Source organism: Anaerotruncus sp. AF02-27 (genome assembly GCF_003465835.1).
GTDB lineage: Bacteria > Bacillota > Clostridia > Oscillospirales > Ruminococcaceae > Anaerotruncus > Anaerotruncus rubiinfantis.
In genome coordinates, this window is record NZ_QSBX01000006.1 from 144834 (window position 1) to 161928 (window position 17095).

At 53.9% G+C, this 17095-nt stretch carries 14 protein-coding genes; 8 read left to right on the forward strand and 6 right to left on the reverse strand.

Annotated elements, in window-relative coordinates:
• Window positions 1-5: 5 nt before the first annotated feature.
• The 6 genes from DWV16_RS07310 (at window position 6) to DWV16_RS07335 (ending at window position 8298) form a co-directional block, all read left to right on the forward strand.
• On the forward strand, window positions 6-2117 hold the full coding sequence (locus DWV16_RS07310) for an acetate--CoA ligase family protein (protein WP_118478487.1): 2112 nt from the start codon (window positions 6-8) through the stop codon (window positions 2115-2117).
• Between the two features lie 37 nt (window positions 2118-2154).
• On the forward strand, window positions 2155-3213 hold the full coding sequence (locus DWV16_RS07315) for a Glu/Leu/Phe/Val dehydrogenase dimerization domain-containing protein (protein ID WP_118478489.1): 1059 nt from the start codon (window positions 2155-2157) through the stop codon (window positions 3211-3213).
• A 49-nt stretch (window positions 3214-3262) separates the two neighbouring features.
• Window positions 3263-4456: a M20 family metallopeptidase gene (locus tag DWV16_RS07320; protein ID WP_118478491.1), complete on the forward strand. Its 1194-nt coding sequence runs from the start codon at window positions 3263-3265 to the stop codon at window positions 4454-4456.
• An 80-nt stretch (window positions 4457-4536) separates the two neighbouring features.
• The gene (locus tag DWV16_RS07325; RefSeq protein WP_158572812.1) at window positions 4537-5868 is read left to right on the forward strand and encodes an NCS1 family transporter; all 1332 of its coding nucleotides are present in this window, start codon (window positions 4537-4539) and stop codon (window positions 5866-5868) included.
• Window positions 5869-5937: 69 nt separating this feature from the next.
• Entirely contained in the window at window positions 5938-7371 is a 1434-nt protein-coding gene (gene hydA / locus DWV16_RS07330; RefSeq protein WP_118478495.1) for a dihydropyrimidinase, read from the forward strand.
• Between the two features lie 150 nt (window positions 7372-7521).
• On the forward strand, window positions 7522-8298 hold the full coding sequence (locus DWV16_RS07335; protein ID WP_066459718.1) for an IclR family transcriptional regulator: 777 nt from the start codon (window positions 7522-7524) through the stop codon (window positions 8296-8298).
• Between the two features lie 139 nt (window positions 8299-8437).
• Here DWV16_RS07335 and DWV16_RS07340 read toward each other — a convergent pair whose 3' ends face one another.
• Window positions 8438-8797 carry a molecular chaperone Hsp90 gene (locus tag DWV16_RS07340; RefSeq protein WP_066459716.1) on the reverse strand — a complete coding sequence of 120 codons (360 nt, stop codon included), beginning with the start codon at window positions 8795-8797 and terminating at the stop codon, window positions 8438-8440.
• A 127-nt stretch (window positions 8798-8924) separates the two neighbouring features.
• Window positions 8925-9305, reverse strand: coding sequence for a cell division protein SepF (locus DWV16_RS07345; protein ID WP_066459714.1), 381 nt, complete (start codon window positions 9303-9305; stop codon window positions 8925-8927).
• 244 nt (window positions 9306-9549) lie between these two features.
• Here DWV16_RS07345 and DWV16_RS07350 point away from each other — a divergent pair, with 244 nt between their 5' ends.
• Entirely contained in the window at window positions 9550-10923 is a 1374-nt protein-coding gene (locus DWV16_RS07350) for an MFS transporter (RefSeq protein ID WP_066459712.1), read from the forward strand.
• A 12-nt stretch (window positions 10924-10935) separates the two neighbouring features.
• A complete protein-coding gene (gene uidA, locus DWV16_RS07355; RefSeq protein WP_118478497.1) occupies window positions 10936-12750 on the forward strand; it encodes a beta-glucuronidase in 1815 nt (604 codons plus the stop codon).
• Between the two features lie 41 nt (window positions 12751-12791).
• On the opposite strand, the gene DWV16_RS07360 is transcribed toward uidA, so the two are convergent.
• The 4 genes from DWV16_RS07360 to hydF form a co-directional block, all read right to left on the reverse strand.
• Window positions 12792-13529 (reverse strand): amino acid ABC transporter ATP-binding protein, encoded by a 738-nt coding sequence (locus tag DWV16_RS07360; protein WP_066459709.1) that lies wholly within the window; start codon window positions 13527-13529, stop codon window positions 12792-12794.
• 12 nt (window positions 13530-13541) lie between these two features.
• Window positions 13542-14297, reverse strand: a complete 756-nt coding sequence (locus DWV16_RS07365) for an amino acid ABC transporter permease (protein ID WP_066459707.1) — start codon at window positions 14295-14297, stop codon at window positions 13542-13544.
• A 28-nt stretch (window positions 14298-14325) separates the two neighbouring features.
• Complete coding sequence (locus DWV16_RS07370; protein WP_066460498.1) at window positions 14326-15225, reverse strand: transporter substrate-binding domain-containing protein; 900 nt, start codon at window positions 15223-15225, stop codon at window positions 14326-14328.
• Between the two features lie 463 nt (window positions 15226-15688).
• Window positions 15689-16882: a [FeFe] hydrogenase H-cluster maturation GTPase HydF gene (gene hydF / locus DWV16_RS07375; protein WP_066459705.1), complete on the reverse strand. Its 1194-nt coding sequence runs from the start codon at window positions 16880-16882 to the stop codon at window positions 15689-15691.
• Window positions 16883-17095: the final 213 nt, after the last annotated feature.

Genomic DNA, 17095 nt, shown 5'->3' on the forward strand with positions numbered 1-17095 from the left:
ATTGGATGAGAGCGCATGATTTGGATTGCCTCTTTTACCCGGATTCAGTCGCGGTGGTCGGCGCGTCCAACCATCCGAGCAAAGCGTCCTACCATGTAATACATAACATGCTGAAAGACGGGTACAAAGGCAGAATTTATCCGATAAACCCCAAGGAGAGCGAAGTTCAGGGCCTCAAATGTTATCCGGCGCTGAAGGATATTCACGAGAAGGTCGACCTTCTGGTCATCGGCATTGGGGCTAAATTTGTACGCGAAGTGTTCTATCAGGCCCGGGAGCGGGACGATATCAAAGGCGCGATTATCATTTCCGCCGGCTTTGCCGAAACTGCGATCCCTGAACGGGTCGCATGGCAAAAGGAGATCGCGGAAATTTGCAGGGAGAAGGGCATTCGTCTGTTCGGGCCGAACTGCAATGGCATTATGAACGCGGAAAACGGGATCAACACCTCGTTTGCGCCAGGCGTGAAAATGCGGCTTGGGAATGCCGCCTATTTTTCCCAGTCGGGCGCGCTGGGCGGAACGCTGGTCGTCTTTGCGGGCGAGCAGCCGGTCCCGATGGGCTTTAACAAATGGGCTCATATGGGCAATATGTCCGACGTGACCAACATCGAAGTGCTGCGGTATTTCGGATCAGACGACGCGATCGATGCGATTGCAGGTTATATGGAGAGTGTGCGGGATGGGCGTGAGCTCATGGAAACCGCCGCCCAGATCACTTGTAAAAAGCCGGTCCTGGTTCTCAAGGTGGGCCGCACCGAACTCGGCTCTCGCGCGGCACAGTCGCATACTGGCAGCCTGGCAGGGTCGGATGCCATCTACGAAAGCGCCTTTAAACAGTGCGGTATCGTGCGTGTGCAGGATGTGGAGGAGCTTACCAATGCGATGAAAGCGATCTCTTTCTGCAAGAAGATGAAGGGCAACCGTGTGGCGGTCCTGACCGAAGCGGGGGGACCGGGAATCATCTGTATGGACGCGCTGGTTGCGGGCGGCGTGGCCGAACTGGCCCCGATGTCCGAGGCGACCCGCGACCGGCTGGTGGAGTGTCTGCCGGAGATGGCGATGGTCTGCAAACCCAACGGCTATGTCGACATGTCGGCCGCCGCGATGGAAAAGGAGCACGAGGAGGCGCTGCGCGCCGTGCTCGAGGACGATCAGACTGACGGCGTGATCATGATTTCGCTCCCGCCGACCTTCCTGCCCGCCCTCGAAGTGGTCAAGGGGCTTGTCCCAGTCATCAAAGCGTATCAAAAACCAGTGTTCCTCTGCCTGTTCAAGGGAGAAGCGATGGCTGAGGCCCGCGCTTACCTGGAGGAGAACGGCATTCCGACGTTTGACACGCCGAATCAGGCGGCACAGGCGATGGGCGACCTGATCCGTGCTTCCCGAAATCTGGGTGAGGTGCGTTTTACCCGCGGCAGCGAAGCGGAAAATCCGCATCCGCTGGTAAAACAGGCGCATGAAGAGGGCCGCAACCTGCTTGAGCCGGAAGCGATGAATCTGCTTCGGGATTACGGGATTCCGGTCGGAAAGTTTGGATGGGCGAAGAGCCGTGCGGAGGCTGGAAAACTGGCCGATGAAATTGGATATCCGCTCGTCATGAAGATTGTTTCTCCACAGATCATCCATAAGAGCGATTACGGCGCGGTGAAGCTCAACCTGCAAAACCGCACGCAGGTCGAGGAGGAATACGATAAACTGATTGCCCATGTGCTCTCGCTTAAGCCGGACGCTGAAATGAAAGGGGTCATCCTTGCGCCAATGGTGAATGGCGGCGTGGAGGTGATCGCGGGCATGGTGAAGGACCCGCAGTTCGGCCCGTCGATCATGTTTGGCAGCGGCGGCATCCTGGTTGAACTGCTCAAGGACGTGAGCTTCCGCATCGCGCCGCTGCGGGAGCAGGACGCGGAGGATATGATCCGCGAGACCAAAGCCTACAAGATGCTTTGCGGTATGCGCGGGGATAGCCCGAAGGATATCGGCGCAATGGTAAACCTGCTGGTGAGCCTCGGCCGGCTTGCCGCGGAGAACCCGATGATCCAGGAGATCGATCTCAATCCGGTCAAAGCGCAGGAGCAGGGGATCAATATATTGGATGCGCGCATCATCATCGGATGATAAAAAGAATACTTTTATATAGTCGGAGGAAGAAATTATGTTTGATACCATTGCCGAATACGGCCATGAAAAAATTGTGTATTGCTACGAGCCCGATGTCAATCTGCGTGCAATCATCGGTGTCCACAGCACCGCGCTGGGTCCTGCGGTAGGAGGCTGCCGGATGCGCAAATACGCAACCGACGAGGAGGCACTGTTCGATGTGATGCGTCTGTCCCGCGGCATGAGCCTGAAAAATGCGGCGGCGAACCTCGGTGTGGGCGGCGGAAAAAGCGTGATCATCGCCGACCCCTTCACGGAGAAAACCCCGGAACTGCTGATCGCTTTTGCGGAGGCAATCGAATCGCTCGGCGGCATCTACTGGACTGCGGAGGATGTGGGCATGTCGGTAGACGACCTCAACCTCATCTGCCGGCACACCAAATATGCCATGGGCGGGACCGAAAACCCCTATGGCCTCGGCGACCCGTCTCTGCCGACCGCCTACGGCGCTTTCTTGGGAATCAAGGCCGGCGCGGAGATCAAAATGGGCATTACCGACCTCTCTGGCGTGAAGGTTGCGCTACAGGGCGTTGGGAACGTCGGCACCCAGCTGTGCGGGCTTCTGACCAAGGCGGGCGCGGATGTCACCGTTACCGACGTAAACACCGCCCGTGTTGAAAACGCGGTGAAGGAATACGGCGTCAAGGCGGTTGCGCCGGACGACATCTACGACGTCGACTGTGACATCTTTACGCCTGCGGCCTTCGGCGGTTCGATCAATGAAAATACCATCCCCCGCCTGACGGCGAAGCTTGTGGTCGGCCCGGCCAACAACCAGCTGCTCAAGGACTCCGACGCGGTGCTGCTTGCGAAACGGGATATCTATTTCATCCCGGACTTTATCGTCTCCTGTGGCGGCGTTACGATGGGAACAGCGGAAATGTTCCATCTGACCTATGATGAGGCGTTCAAAAAAATCGAGATCGTTACCAGCAATGTCCACGAGGTCGACCAGATCGCCCGCACCAGGGGAATCACAACCAACGAAGCGGCGCTCGAAATGTCCTGGGGCCGCATCCGCGCGGCAAAGGCAGCCAAAAAAGCCGCGAAATAAAAGGCTGCAGCCGTAACCGGCGGATCGAATCTGAGAATGGGGTGACAAGATGAACGGCAAAGAAAAACAGGTGTGCGATTATCTGGAGGAAAAACGGGACGATATCATCCGGCTTCTGCAGGACCTTGTCTCAAAGGAGAGCGTCAATCCGCCGGGAGACACCCGCGGCGCGGCGCAGGTGATTCTTGATAAGCTGGGCGAGTACCGGATTCCCTGTCAGGAGATCGTTTCGAACGAAGTGCATAAAAGTCTCCTTGCGACCATCGGTGAAGGCAAACAGAACCTGCTGTTCAATGCGCACATTGACACGGTGCCGGTTGGAGACCTGCAAAAATGGACGACTGACCCCTTCAACGAGCCGCTGCATGGGAACATCATGTATGGCCGCGGCTGCGCGGACGACAAGGGCGGCGTGGCTGCAATGGTCATGGCGATGTGCGCGCTTAGGCGCTGCGGTATCGATCTGAAGGGGCGGATGACCGTGAACCCGGTGGCGGACGAGGAGACCGGCGGGGAGAACGGCGCGAAGTATCTGCTCGAAAACGGCTATCTCAAGCCGGATATGGTGGTTGTCGGGGAAATCACAACCAACGAGGTTGCGATCGTACACAAGGGACTGGTTTGGTTCAAGATCACTTCGAAAGGCAAAACCGCGCATGCCAGCACCCCTTGGGACGGCGTGAACGCCATCAGCAAAATGGTGGGGTTCCTCCATAAAGTGGAACAATATTATAAGGAAGAACTCCCCCGGCATATCGATCCGCTGACCCCGCCAGCCACCTATAATATTGGTACGATTGAAGGCGGCCCCAAGGTGAACGTCGTTTCTGACATCTGCACAGTGATGCTCGACCGCAGGATGCTTGCGGAAGAGAGCCTGGAATTTGTGGAGAATGAACTGCAAAAATTGCTGGATGAATACAAAGCGGAGGACCCGGAAGCGGACATCACTTTTGAATGCGTAAACTATTCGCCGTCCCTGCGCACAAGCCCGGATGAGGAGCTGGTGAAAAAATCACTCGCGGTGGTCTCGGAATTCGGTAGAAATGATCAGCCGGTCGGCTATAAGCAGTCGAGCGACGGACGGTATTTTTCCGTGCGTGGCATTCCCACTGTACTCATCGGCCCAGGCGTCGCTTCGGTGGGGCACACTCCGGATGAAAACATTGATGTCAGGGAAGTGGTTGAGTGCGCAAAAATCTATGCTGTGCTGGCGATGCGCCTGCTCGGATATAAGGAGTGACCCAACCCCGGCGCCGTATGCCGGAAAACAGATCGGACAAACAGAAAAGAGGCACTGACAAATGTAGAGGAGGCATTGGAATGAGCAAACAGGCGGAACACAAGGTAGACCTAACCAGAGTCCCCGATGACAGGCGGTTATTTGGAACCGTCAGCTATATGCTGATGTGGTGGTCGTCGGTCATTGTCATCCAGGGATTCATGCTCGGACAGAGCATGCTTCCGCCGGTGGGCGGGCTGAATATCTTTCAGGCGCTGACCGCGATGGTTGTCGCAAGCCTTACCCTGGCAATTTTCTTCTCGCTGAACGGTTCGGCTGGGCTCAAATACGGCATTCCCTTTGCGATCCATTCCCGTTCATCCTTTGGCGTCAAAGGGAGCAAGATCGCGACCCTCCTGCGCGGAGTTCCAGCTCTGTTCTGGTTCGGCATCGCCACCTGGATTGGGGCGGATGCGATCGCAATGGTCACCCAGACAATGTTCGGATTTGGAAACACCATGGTTTACTTCTTTATTTTCCAGATTCTCCAGGTAATTCTGGCGGCCTCCGGTATTCAGTCGATCAAATGGTTCGAAAGCTCAATGGCGATTATCATCGTTCTGATCATGGGCTATATGATGATCAGCATTTCCCAGAATTTCGGCGATCAGCTCACCGCAAATTGGACCTCGGCAGGAAGCTGGGGCATGCCGTTCATCACTTCGGTTGTCGCGCTGGTCGGCGCGGTGTTCACCAGTTCGGTAAACAACTCGGATCTGACCCGTTATCTCAAAAACAGCCAGAAGGTCAACTGGATCGGCCATCTCGCAGGTATTCCGATTTCAAACGCTTTCCTCGTTGGCTTGGGCATCATGTCCGGCGCGGCGGTTGGCGAGTGGGACCCGGTCAAAGCCCTGGTCAAGATCGCCCCGAATACCGCTACCGCGATGCTGATTCTGATCTTTATCGCGCTCGCGCAGATTACCACAAACCTGACGATGAATGTTCTGCCTCCAGCGCTCACGCTGATGGATTTTGTCCCGAAGATCGGATGGAAAACCTCCTGTGTGATCGTCGGCGTGCTTGGCGTCGTCACCTGTCCGTGGCTGCTCTTCAACAGCCAGGGGTTCTTCGGGCTCATCAACGCATATTCCGCATTCCTTGGTCCGGTGCTTGGCGTCATGCTGGCGGATTATTTCTTCATCCGTAAACAGACCCTCGATATCGACGAGCTCTATAAAGAAAATAACACCAAATACCGCTTTACAAACGGCTGGAATCTCGCGGCGCTTATCGCGGTCGGTATTGGCGGAATCTTCGGCATTATCTTTAACAGCCTTTCCTGGCTGGTTGCCATGCCGATCGGTCTGGTCGTTTACATGATCCTGTATCCGATCATCTATAAAAGCCATGACGCGAAGGTTAAGGCGTAAGTTCGGTTCGTAGCGCTGCCATCGGAAGATGACATCACATTAATTAATAAGGACAAGGGAGGATGAATCATGGATCTCATTATCAGAAACGGCACGGTCGTATCCCACAAAGGCAGGCAGATTGCAGATGTCGCCGTTAAAGACGGAAAAATTTTCGCGGTCGGTTATCTGGGCGATATGAAGGGCGACAAGGAGATCGACGCGAAGGGAAAATTTGTGATTCCCGGCGGCATCGACACGCACACCCATCATGAAAATCCGTTCCAGGGCTGCTGCGGCGGCGATGATTTCTACACCGGTTCGATTGCGGCCGCTTGCGGTGGAACCACTACCATGATGGACTTCTCGATCACTGACCCGGGCAGCCTGCCGTACGAGTTTGCACAGGGCCGCATCAAAAAAGCGCTTGACCGCGGCATCGTCATCGATTTCAGCTTCCACTGCTGCCTCAAAGAGATGAGCGATGCGATCCTCGAGCAGGTCAAAGATGTGATCGATCTGGGCCTTGCGTCGTTTAAGGTGTACATGGTTTACGCGAAAGAGAAGATGATGATGGACGACGGTATGCTTCTCGACCTCATCAAGGAAGCTACAAAATATGGCGGCCTTGTGGGCGTCCATGCCGAAAACTGTGCGATCGCGGACTATAACGTTGCAAAAGCGATCGAGCGGGGCGATGTCGACTGGATGGCGCACGCCACAACAAAACCGAATCTTGTGGAATATGAGGCAATCCAGCGCGCAATCACACTGGCGCGCAGCTGTGACACCGCAATGTATATCTATCACATGTCCACCAAGGAAGGCGCCCAGATGCTGATGGACGCGCAGGCGGAGGGACGCCCGGTCTATGCTGAGACCTGCGCGCATTATCTGCGCCTGACAGACGAGATCTTCACGGGCGACGACGGATATCTCAACCTGCTCAGCCCGCCGCTGCGCAAAAAAGAGGACCAGAACAAGCTGTGGGAAGCGCTCAGCAAAAAGGCGATTTACTGTACTGGTTCCGACCATGCGCCTTTTACCATCGCGGAAAAATCTATGCGGCTTGAAAAAGGCCCTGATGGAAAGTTTATCCATGACTTTACCAAGGTTTGCAACGGCGCGCCCGGCATCGAGCTCAAGCTGCCGACCCTGATAAACGGCGTTAGCGAAGGGAAGATTACCTGGGAGCAGCTGGTCTTTGCAAACAGCTACGGCGCGGCAAAGATTTTCGGCATGATGGGTAAAAAGGGCGAGCTTACCCCGGGCGCGGACGCGGACATCGTCATCGTTGACCCGAACAAGGAAAAGACCATCACCGGTCCGGAAGTGCTGCATATGCACTGCGACCACACCCCGTACAAAGGCCTGCATTTCCAGGGCTGGCCGGAGATGACCATCCTGCGTGGCAAGATTATCGTCAAGGATGACGAGTGGGTCGGCGACAAAGGCGACGGCGAGTTCGTCAAACGCAGGATCGAGCCGGAAGTGCTCAAGACTTCTTCCTGGTACAAAGACTGATATCCCACGTCACATTTCATCAACATACTGCCCAATGGGCGTGCGCGTCATACGTGGTACGCGCACGCCCATTTCTTTTTTTCAGAAAATATGATAAAATAAGACACGGCAAAATGAATTTGCGCCCGCAGGGCAGATCGGATGTGCAGTATGATCGATCATGAAAAAAAACCGGTCTTGCAGTCGGTTGCAAATGCGCTCGATATATTGAAGCTTTACAGCGACAGCGAACCGGAGCTGGGGATCAGTGAGATCAGCAAACGCATGCAAATTGGAAAGTCGACCGCTTTCCGGCTGGTTTCCACCTTGATGTATGCGGGATTTTTGGAACAAAATCCGGAGAATTCCAAATATTACCTTGGGACTGCGCTGCTGCAGCTGAGCAGACTGGTGATGAATCGTATGAACATTATCCGGGATGCGCACCCGTACCTTGTAAAGCTGTCCGGCAAGATTGGGGAAACCGTACACCTTGTGGTGCTAAATGGATATAATGCCATGTTTGCCGATAAGGTGAAAGGTACCAGCATTGCCAATATGGGTTCCTCTATCGGGGTGACGATCCCGGCGCACGGGACCGCGAGCGGAAAGGTCCTGCTCAGCTATAAGAGCGACGAGGAGATTGAGGACTATCTGCTCCATGTAAAACTCGAACAATATACCCTGCATTCCCTGACCCGTCCGGAACAGGTCAGGGAAGCGATTGCGAACGCCCGCATAAACGGGTATGCGGAGGACCTTGAGGAAACGGAGGAGGGACTGCGGTGCCTCGCGGTTCCCATCTTCAACTTCAATGGGAACCCAGCGGGTTCAATCAGTATTTCGGGAGCGTCTTCCCGCATGGAGCGCAACTGGAGCGTTTACTTGGAGGAGATCCGTGCGGCAGCGGCAGAAATCTCTCAGAAGTTGGGCTACCGGCAGCCCTGAAGATAAAAGGACGCCGATCCTTTATTAAAAGTGAAACCGCGGCTGGCATTTTGCCAGCCGCGGTTTGGTTCTTTAGCAGTTGTAATACTGCCTTGCAGACGAACTGCTTCAGTTGGATATTCCTTTTTCCTTCCCGCAATTATTTGAGAAGGAGCTCCTTTTTTTCGAGAATCGCAGCCACAGCGATACACGCCGGACAATCGCAGAAATTTGCACCGGCGGCCTTGATGTCCTTTGCATGGGCGGCAATGTTTTTTGCGGCGTCCGCGCCAAAATACCGGGAGCCGGCATCGGATTCTGCAAAACCGATCAAATTGTCAATGGGCATAATATCTGCTTCCAGCTCATCGATATATTTTTTCGTTTCCGCCGCTTCCTTTTCGGTTCCAACGGCATCCAGCCAGTCCTGCGCCGCAGCTTTGGTTTCTCTGCTGCATGTGGGGGCGTTTATGAGTTCGTGCGTCTTTTCAATCACAAAATCCAATGCGCTTTTATCCATATTGCTGCTCCTTCTTTCCCTGGAATTTGTCTATATAGTACCATATTTATTCCGTTTTCGCAAATTTTGTTTGGAACAGAAAAGGCAAGGGCCGTGTCCGGTCCTTGCCGCTTTGTTTCAGAAAAGGTCAAAAGAAAAACTCGGGGTCCTGTGTAAAACTGCACTGGAAATCTGCATAATAAGGGAGGAGCAGATAAGTGGTGCGGGCGATCCGCTCCAATTTTGCATTTTTCGCGTATGCTGCTCCGGCGAGGAAATCGAGCAGGCGTCGGGTGTCCTCCGCAGGCATGTCCGTAAGGTTGAGGACAACCGCGCGGTTGGCGCCCAGATGATCAGCGGCCTTGAGGGATTCCTGATAGGTCGTTGGCCTCATAAGGACAGTTTGAAAGGGATCCGCGCTTGCCGTGGTTTTGCATGCGGATTCCGCGGCTGGCTCGCTGGGAACATCCTCATAAAAATCGTCTTCCGGATAACCGATCCATGATTTCCATTTTTTTGCAAGGCCCATAATAACCTCCATCAATCAAAACAGCGTACAAAAATCTTTCTATATTATAGCGCAAGATACGCTCTATTTCAAGTGACAGCGGCGTTTTACCAAAATTGACCATCCAAAAAGTTCCTAAAACGGAAGATTTCCCCCCAAAGACCTGTATGCGGATGGAAAGCAATTTACATCCTCCTGTAATAGAACGCGTCCGATTACGCAATAATAGTACCATCCTGCTGAAAACGAATAAAGGATTGGGACTATGAAAAAAATAACATTTCGCAATAAACTTGGCTATATGCTTGGCGATGTGGCCAACAATATGACATTTGCAATGTCAGCGACCTTCCTGCTGTCCTTTTACACTGATGTGGCGGGGATTTCCGCGGCAGCGGCCGGCACGCTTTTTCTGGTGGCGCGGTTTTGGGACGCGGTAAATGACCCGGTCATGGGCGCGATTACCGACAAGCTGTTTGCACGCCGGCTGCGCAGAAACAAAGGAAAACAGGTGGATAAATTTAAACCGTTCCTGCTGCATGGATCCTGGATTGTCGTGGCGGCGGCAATCCTGATGTTTTTCATGCCGTCCGGTTTTTCTACGGTTCAGCGGCTCGTATGGGCGTATGCGACCTATATTGTCTGGGGAATGGCGTACACCTTCGTCAACATCCCATACGGTTCGCTTGCGGCCGTCATGACCCAGGATACTGCCGAACGCGCCTCGCTTTCAGTGGCGCGCGGGATCGGCGGCACAGTCGGAAACCTGGTGCCGCGTATGCTTGTGCCGCTCATCCTGAGCGCCTTCGCGGACGAAGCGCGCGGTTATCTGGTTTCGATGGTTGTGATGGGCGCGATTGGGATCGTATCCTATCTGATCGCTTACTTTTCAGTCGACGAAAACATCAAATCCGCTGTTCCGGCGCACCGTCCGGAGGAGGACGGCATCCACTTGCTCGCCTACCTGAAGGTGCTTATGCATAACCGACCATTTATCGCGGTTTCAGTTGCTTCGATTTCAATGATCTTCGGCATCATGATCAACGGCTCGATGTTGATTTTTTACTTCAAAAATAACCTCAACGCATTCGAACTGATGGGTGTGACCACCATTATCAGCATGGTGCCTTCGCTGCTCATCGCCCCGTTCCTTTCAAAACTGGTGCGTAAATTCGGCTTGCAGAAGACCGCTTCGGTGGGAAGTTTGATTGCCGGGATCGTATTCGGCGCAATGTTTCTGCTGCCGGACAATATCTGGATCTATATTGTGCTTTCATTCCTGTCGGCAATCTTTATGAATGTACCGAATTCTCTTGTCTGGGGGATGGTGTCGGACTGCATCGATTATAACCAGTACCTGACAGGCAACCGGCAGGAGGGTGTGATATACGGTTCTTACAGCTTTGTGCGCAAGATGGGTCAGGCACTTGCGGGCTTTCTGGCGGGGGTGGGGCTGGAACTGGTCGGTTACAATGCAAAGCTGCTGGAGCAGACCTTTGGGACGCTGCTGGGCATCAAATTCCTGACGCTGGGATTTCCCGCGATCGGTATGCTGATCGCATTTGTGGCATATCAGTTTATCTGGAATCTTACACCAGAAAAACAGGATGAGATTTTGAAAAAAATCAATGAAGAATAAGGAGTTTCAACGATGACAAATTCATTTTTATATCCAATTGAGAGCAAAACGCGGCAGGTAAAGGACCTTTGCGGTCTGTGGAAATTCAAACTTGACAAGCATAACGAGGGCCGTGCGGCTGGCTGGAAGGACGGGCTTGCCGGGACCATCCCGATGGCGGTGCCGTCGAGCTACAACGACATCTTCACCCAGAAGGAGCTGCGGGAGCATGTCGGAGACGTCTGGTATCAGACCGAAACCTACATCCCCAAAGAATGGAAGGACCGCGAAGTGGTCCTACGGTTTGGTTCAGCCACTCACAGCGCAGTGGTTTGGGTGAACGGCGTGCAGGTCGCGCAGCATCAGGGCGGCTATATGCCATTTTCGGCGCGTCTCAATGAAGTTGTGACTTTTGGAGAAAGATGCAGGATCGTCGTTGTGGTCAACAACGAATTGAGCTACACCACCATCCCGACTGGTGTGCAGAAAACCCTGCCGAACGGGCGAAAAGTGCAGTCCCCGTTCTTTGATTTTTTCAATTACGCGGGCCTGCACCGTCCGGTCAAACTGCTGGCGCTGCCGAAGGAGCATATCCATGATATCACGGTGAGTACCGACTTTGCAGATGGTGAAGGGAAGATCCGTTATGATATCACAGCTGCAGGCGAACACAGCGTAAATGTTGAAGTGTTCGACGAAGCCGGAAATCAGGTTGCCAGCGCACATGGGAAAACTGGTGAAGTCGCGATCAAGGACGTGCGTCTCTGGGAACCCGGCAACGCTTATCTTTACGATTTTAAGGTCACGCTGGCCGAAGGGGAGGAGCTGCTTGACGAATATGTCCTGCCGGTTGGTATCCGTTCGGTCGAAGTAAAAGGTAACCGTTTCTTTATCAACAAAAAGCCATTCTACTTTAAAGGATTCGGCAAGCATGAGGACTGCGCGATGCACGGTCGGGGATATGACCCGGTGGTCATGCTGCGCGATTTCGAGTTGCTGCGGTGGATTCATGCCAATTCGGTCCGCACAGCACATTATCCCTATTCGGAGGAGTTTATGCGCCTGTGCGACCGGGAAGGGCTGGTCGTTATCGATGAGACGCCCGCTGTGGGGCTTTTCGACCAGCTGATGAACTTTCTTGGCGCGGGCACCGGCAAACAATCCCGTTTCTTCGAGCGGGAGATTGTTCACACTGAGACAATCGAAAACCATAAAGATGCGATCCGGGAACTTGTTCTGCGGGATAAGAACCATCCCAGCGTGGTGATGTGGTGCCTTGCGAATGAGCCGGACTCCTCGCTTGCGCAGGCGGAGGATTACTTTGAGAAGATTTTTTCCTATGCGCGTACGCTCGACGTACAGAAGCGCCCGATGACCTTTACCAATATCATGGTGGCACCATATGGAAGCTGTAAAGTCAGTCACCTTTCTGATGTGATCTGCCTCAATCGGTATTACGGCTGGTATGTGAATGGCGGCCCGGACATTGACATTGCCCGGGAAAACTTTGAAAAGGAGCTCGAACAGTGGTCCTCCACCGGCAAACCGATCATCCTCACCGAATATGGCGCGGACACGATGCCTGGACTCCATAAGCTTCCAAGCGTTATGTGGTCGGAGGAGTATCAGGAGGAATACCTCAAAATGCAGCATGAGGTATTCGACAGATGCGACAGCGTGGTTGGCGAGCAGATGTGGAACTTCGCCGATTTCCAGACATCCGAGGGGATCATGCGGGTTGACGGAAACAAGAAAGGCGCCTTTACACGTGATCGTCAGCCAAAGGCGGCGGCGTATCTCCTGCGCGAGCGCTGGAAAAAGATCGACAGCAGAAACTACAAAGCATAAAAAAGGCCCGCATCCCGATGGATGCGGGCCTTTTTTCAATTTTACGAAAGGTACCGGGAAAGAAACTCCCTGGTACGTTCATTTTTCGGATTTTTGAAGACCTGCTCGGGAGGGCCTTCCTCTACGATTACGCCTTTGTCCATAAAGACCACGCGGGAAGCGACATCCTTGGCAAAGCCCATCTCGTGCGTGACGACGATCATCGTCAGCCCTTCACGCGCAAGCTGTTTCATGACGTCCAGCACGTCGCCGACCATCTCCGGATCGAGCGCCGAAGTCGGCTCGTCGAACAGCAGAATTTCAGGGTCCATACAGAGTGCGCGCGCAATCGCGACGCGCTGGCGCTGTCCTCCTGAAAGCTGCGCTGGGGAAGCGCCGGCAAAATCGCTCATTCCAACCTTATTGAGGTAGAATTCCGCTTTCTTCTGGCTTTCTTCCTTGGAGCGTTTGAGCACGGTCATCTGGCCGATCATGCAGTTTTTCAGAACGCTCATATTATTAAAGAGATTGAACGACTGAAAAACCATACCGACTTTGACGCGGTGCTTATTGACGTCGATCTCACCGGTAAGGATATCCCTGCCATGCAGCAGGATCTGACCGCCATCCGGCGTTTCGAGCACATTGATGCAGCGCAGCAGGGTGGATTTCCCGCTGCCCGACGCGCCGATCAGGCAGATGACGTCGCCCTTATCGATGCAAAACTGGATGTCATTTAAAACTTCCAGCTTTCCGAAATGCTTTTTCAGGTTTTTGATTTCCATCAAATGTTCTGACATCGTGGCGCCTCCTTAAGCGTGCTTATGCTTGATTCGTGCTTCCGGAACCGTCTGTGAGGTGGGGTAGCTGGCCGGTGGACGGTTCATACGGATTTCGATCAGGCGTAGAATCCGGGTGGTGGTAAAGGTGAGCACCAGATAGATCAGAGCGGTGACAAGGAATGTGTCGGTATATTTGAAAATACTGCCCGCGATCTTGTTTGACTGGAAAAACAACTCGGTTACCGAGATCGCGTTAAGTACCGACGAATCCTTGATGTTGACAACGAATTCATTGCCGATGGCGGGGAAAGCGTTTTTAATCGCCTGGGGCAAAACCACGTGGAACATCGTCTGTCCCGAGGTCATGCCGATACTGCGAGCGGCTTCGATCTGTCCCACATCGACGGCCTGGATGCCGGCACGCAGGATTTCCGCCATGTATGCGCCGGTGTTGATCGAAATGATGCAGATACCGGCGGTGATGGGGTTCCAGTTGAAGACCGGTTTAAGGCCGTAATAGAGGAAAACAGCCTGTACCATCATCGGCGTGCCGCGGAAAAATTCCACATAGATGCTGGTGATGAGAAAGATAACCCGCTTGGAAAGGCGTGTCATAAAGGTATCGCGCGGTTCGATCTTTGCGGAGATCGAGCGGATGCTTCCAACAAACAGGCCGATCACCAAACCGATGATGGTACCGGTCAGAGAGATGAGCAGGGTCGTTTCGATGCCGGCCCAGAACATCGGCCAGTACTTTTCTGCGATTTTAATTGCCGAGGCGATCATATCACAACAATCCTATCTTTTTATGTTCTTATTCCTGGGAAGGCTGACGGTTGGTGGCGTCGATCATCCACTGCTGGCGGGTTTCCTCGTCGGCAGAATCAAGCGCGCCCTGGACTGCTTCAAGCAGTGCGGAATTGCCTTTCTTCACGGCAATCGAAACGGAAGTGTCAGCCTGGAAGCCCTTGTCGGGTTCAAATTCGACATATTTGAGATCCGGGTTGCTGGTTACAACGCCCACGGCGACCGGAAGCTCCGCAGTCAGCGCGTCCACTTCTTTGTTCTGCAGCGCGGCGACCATCAGCGGGTAGGTGGCCAGGGAAGTGACATGGTCGACGCCTTCAATCTGATCGATGACCGTGTCATAGAGGGTATTGGTCTGGCCCTGCACCTTTTTGCCGGAGAGCTCCTGAATGTCGGTGACATTCACAAGATCACTGTCCCCGCGCACGATGATGACCATCTTGCTCTCATAATACGGGGTGGTGAAGTCGACGTTTTCAGCCCGTTCGGGAGTGGCGGTCATACCGGCGATGATCGCGTCGATTTCGCCATTGTTGACAGCCGGCTCAAGACCTTCCCACGCGATCGGTTTGACGACCAGTTCAAGTCCGAGCTTGTCCGCGATATATTTGCCGACAACAACGTCGTAGCCATCCGCGAAGGAGGCGCTGCCGATGTCGACCGCAGTTTCAGTCTGTTCAAGCTGGGTCCAGTTGAAAGGCGCGTAGGCGCACTCCATACCGACTGTGAATTTGCCTTCAGTAACGGTGGTGAAAGTGCCGTCCGCATCCGCCGGTTCAGAAGCTGTGCCGGACGGGGCGGCGGAGGCCGCCGGCGCGGGCGCGCTGGAGCCGGAGTCGGAGGAACCGCAGGCGGCAAGCGCCAGGGTCATCATCAAAGCGAGTGTGAGTGCAATGACTTTTTTCATTTTACATTCTCTCCCAAATACAATTTTCAGTTTCAAATTCGGACAAAGCGGAAAAATCTGCACAATACTCCATCTTTGTCTATGTGTTACAGTTTATGTTGTCGAAGCGGTAAAGTCAAGGGCTTTTCCCGGTTTCTATACGGAATCTTTATAATTTCTATGTGAATTTATACGAAAATTCAACATGCAGGAATGCCTGCATTCCCGCATCCTGTGACACGCTCAAAATGCCTGTGCAGCGCGGAATAGGCTGTCCGCGTATCGGGAAAGGGCCGCGCTGTTTATGCCCTGTTTTTGGGGGCTTTGCACCGATTTGGAAAGATGGACGCCGCGGGAGAATTCTCCTGCTGGGTTGTCCGCCGCAGAAAAACAGTCCGCAGAAAAAGAACTTCGTCTGCAAGCGGCTTTTTTATTGAAAATGCATAAAAGCAGGCCGCTTGCTGCAAACGGCCTGCCAGGATGATTAAAAATAGGAGATGTTGTCGAGGATACCGGTGAGCTTTGCGAGCGCCACGCCGTAATTGGTGATCGGAACGCCCTGAGCGCGGGCTTTTTCTATGCGCGAGAGGACATAACGTCGGTTGAACATGCAGGCGCCGCAATGGATGATCAAACTGTAACAGGACAGGTCCTCCGGAAAGTCCGGGCCGCTCACCACGTCGACTCCCAGCTGTTCGCCAACTTTTTTGCGCAGCATCCGCGGAATTTTCACCCGGCCGATATCTTCGGCGAGCGGCGCGTGGGTGCAGGCCTCTGCAATCAGCACGCGGGAGTCCGGCGTGAGCGAATCGATCGCGGCCGAACCGTCCACAAAGGCGTGGATGTCCCCTTTGACCGCGGCCATCAGAACCGAGAAGGAGGTCAGCAGGCTTTCGGGGGGCTTTTTTTCGTACACGGTCTGAAAAGCCTGGGAGTCGGTGATAATCAGCTTTGGCGGTTTTGCGAGCGCCGCGAGGCCCGCGTCGAGCTCGCTGGTGGCGACGCTCATGATGAGGCAGTGGTTGTCGAGCAGATCGCGGATGGTCTGCACCTGCGGCAGGATGAGGCGCCCTTTCGGCGCTTGAATGTCCTGCGGCATCACGAGCAGCACAAGGTCGCCCGGCCCGACCAGCCCGCCGGTGATGCTTTTGCGTTCGTAATCCTCCGGAAGCTGACGGATGACGGCTTCGACAACGTTTTTGATCCCGCTGTGCTCCTTGGCAGAAACGACAACCGGGAAGAGAGAAAAATGCTCGTGTATCGTCTTTGCAATCTCCGAAACGTTGGTCAGGATGTCCGACTTGTTGACGACCGCGATAACGGGAATCCCGTGTTCCCGCAGCATCGAAATCCAGGCGGATTCCTGTTCAATGTCGGTGTCGCAGAAGACGACGATCGCAACGTCGGTCTTTTTGACCGCGTCCTGGGTGCGCTCGACGCGCAGCCGGCCAAGCTCGCCCTCGTCGTCAAAGCCGGCGGTGTCGATCAGCATGCAGGGGCCGATCCCATTGATTTCCATCGCTTTGTAGACCGGGTCGGTGGTGGTGCCGGGAATATCCGAGATGACCGCGGTGTGCTGATTGGTGATCGCATTGATCAGCGAGGACTTCCCGCTGTTTCGTTTGCCGTAGATGCCGATATGAAGCCGGTTCGCACTGGGCGTATTGGTTAAGCTCAAACAGATCACATCCTTCATGTCATGCAAAACGCAAAATCACGTTTTGCAAGCATTAACTATAGCATATCCGCTTGTATTTCGCAATATAAAAAGTTTTAGAAAAACCTGCCCGGCTTGCAAAAAAAAGTGGTTGCGGATATAATAACAGCATCATTTAATAAAGCCTGCAAATAAAAAGTCAAGCTCCAAAGCGGGCTTGACGAAAGAAAATGT

Excerpts from the sequence above, each read along its gene's own strand:
- DWV16_RS07310 (WP_118478487.1), top strand. The coding sequence starts at position 6 with ATGAGAGCGCATGATTTGGATTGCCTCTTTTACCCGGATTCAGTCGCG.
- DWV16_RS07315 (WP_118478489.1), top strand. The coding sequence starts at position 2,155 with ATGTTTGATACCATTGCCGAATACGGCCATGAAAAAATTGTGTATTGC.
- DWV16_RS07320 (WP_118478491.1), top strand. The coding sequence starts at position 3,263 with ATGAACGGCAAAGAAAAACAGGTGTGCGATTATCTGGAGGAAAAACGG.
- DWV16_RS07325 (WP_158572812.1), top strand. The coding sequence starts at position 4,537 with ATGAGCAAACAGGCGGAACACAAGGTAGACCTAACCAGAGTCCCCGAT.
- hydA (WP_118478495.1), top strand. The coding sequence starts at position 5,938 with ATGGATCTCATTATCAGAAACGGCACGGTCGTATCCCACAAAGGCAGG.
- DWV16_RS07335 (WP_066459718.1), top strand. The coding sequence starts at position 7,522 with ATGATCGATCATGAAAAAAAACCGGTCTTGCAGTCGGTTGCAAATGCG.
- DWV16_RS07340 (WP_066459716.1), bottom strand. The coding sequence starts at position 8,797 with ATGGATAAAAGCGCATTGGATTTTGTGATTGAAAAGACGCACGAACTC.
- DWV16_RS07345 (WP_066459714.1), bottom strand. The coding sequence starts at position 9,305 with ATGGGCCTTGCAAAAAAATGGAAATCATGGATCGGTTATCCGGAAGAC.
- DWV16_RS07350 (WP_066459712.1), top strand. The coding sequence starts at position 9,550 with ATGAAAAAAATAACATTTCGCAATAAACTTGGCTATATGCTTGGCGAT.
- uidA (WP_118478497.1), top strand. The coding sequence starts at position 10,936 with ATGACAAATTCATTTTTATATCCAATTGAGAGCAAAACGCGGCAGGTA.
- DWV16_RS07360 (WP_066459709.1), bottom strand. The coding sequence starts at position 13,529 with ATGTCAGAACATTTGATGGAAATCAAAAACCTGAAAAAGCATTTCGGA.
- DWV16_RS07365 (WP_066459707.1), bottom strand. The coding sequence starts at position 14,297 with ATGATCGCCTCGGCAATTAAAATCGCAGAAAAGTACTGGCCGATGTTC.
- DWV16_RS07370 (WP_066460498.1), bottom strand. The coding sequence starts at position 15,225 with ATGAAAAAAGTCATTGCACTCACACTCGCTTTGATGATGACCCTGGCG.